Below are 1,591 nucleotides of genomic sequence, written 5' to 3'. Positions count from 1 at the left end.
CTTTATCCATTTCTTTCACTTAGTTTCTGGTTCTTAACCCTATTGCATGTATTGCGTCTAACGTCTTTGTATTCACGAACCCTCACTGGCTTAAGCGCGCAAGCGCGGGTCCGACGGACTTAGCCAGTGCAGGGTTGTCCGGCTGCCACCACTCCCCCGAAATCCCTCTGCCGGACCGAGGGCCGGATGGCCCGATGCGTGAATACGGTGTTATAGGAAGTCAGCGTCATCTTCGATACACTTTAAATATCTTGATTCTATTCCCAACTTCTAACTAGATTCTTTACTTCAATTGCATTCATTAAGTCTGGTATACAATTTTGCAATTCCTTTTGAGAGTTCTTCGCGATTCTTTCTACTCTTGATCCAATTAGGAAGTCTGCTTGCTAAACTCTGATTTATATTAGGAATTCTTTCTCGCAATGAAGAATTAATATAACTATTTAAGAAATCCAAATGTTCTTTGTTATAAGCCCAAAGCAGGTTTCCACAACAATTAGTCCTCAACCAAAGATTCAAACCCATAAATGTACCATTTCCCCACGAACCAACAATTGGGTTACTTAAAATACCACAATATCTACATTGCATTATATATCCAAAGCTTGAGTCAATTTTTCTTATTCCTTTAGCACATCTCTTACAATGAGGACACTCAATTAGAATGTTATGTTTGAATAGAAAATCATAAATCCTTTCACCACTATCTTTAAATCTTGAATCGGTCATAAAAACATCTTTCCTTTATTTAAGTTTCTTCCCATCCTCGAGTCATTACTAACACATTAATATTCCAAGGAGCTTTAGGATAAATTGATTTAAATCATACTCCATTCACGCTGATTTCCTATAACGTCTTTGTATTCACGAACCCTCACTGGCTTAAGGGCGCCAGCCCGAGTCGTCAGACTTAGCCAGTGCAGGGTTGTCCGGCTGCTCCCGCTTCCCCGAAATCCCTCTGCCGGACCGAGGGCCGGATGGCCCGATGCGTGAATATGGTGTTATACGAAGGTACTGTCTTCCTGAAAAGCTCTCAAATCTATTTCCAATATTCTTTTGCTGCAATTCTCATATCTTCAAATGATAGTTCGTTCCCCTCATGGTCATAAATAATTAATTGGCTTGCTTTAATATAAAGAAATCCTCCTTCAATTCCAGGCTTATAACATAAACAGGTTACTTTAATATATTCTCCATCTAATTCTGACTCGTTTATCTCTAAGCACAAATTTGACATTTCATTAGTCATTTCAACTCTAGATTCTGAATTCCAATATACAAAATAGGTATCATCACAATTCATAAACTCATATGTAAAATATTCAAAATCCCTTCCGATCATCTCTGCTAGATATTGAATGTGAACTTTAAGTATTAATTTATTTTGGCCTCTTTCAATTGAAGAGATTTTTCCGTCGTGAAGAATCCCTACAGCAATTGACCTTTCATTTAGATCCATTTTTGATTTGTTCCCCTTTGATTTCAGTACTTTCGTATAACGTCTTTGTATTCACGAACCCTCACTGGCTTAAGGGACGCATGCCCCGGGTCCGTCGGACTTAGCCAGTGCAGGGTTGTCCGGCTGCTTCTA

At 39.1% G+C, this 1,591-nt stretch carries 2 protein-coding genes; both read right to left on the bottom strand.

All coding sequences use genetic code 11. The features are described from left to right. Positions 1 to 288 precede the first annotated feature (288 nt). On the bottom strand, positions 289 to 729 hold the full coding sequence (locus tag DFQ01_RS30710; protein WP_110047710.1) for a hypothetical protein: 441 nt from the start codon (positions 727 to 729) through the stop codon (positions 289 to 291). 310 nt (positions 730 to 1,039) lie between these two features. Further along, positions 1,040 to 1,459, bottom strand: coding sequence for a hypothetical protein (locus tag DFQ01_RS30705; RefSeq protein ID WP_110047709.1), 420 nt, complete (start codon positions 1,457 to 1,459; stop codon positions 1,040 to 1,042). Positions 1,460 to 1,591 lie beyond the last annotated feature (132 nt).

Source organism: Paenibacillus cellulosilyticus (assembly GCF_003182255.1).
GTDB classification, from domain to species: domain Bacteria; phylum Bacillota; class Bacilli; order Paenibacillales; family Paenibacillaceae; genus Paenibacillus_T; species Paenibacillus_T cellulosilyticus.
The sequence above is the reverse complement of the archived record's forward strand: the minus strand, read 5'-3'. Positions and strand labels throughout refer to the sequence as shown.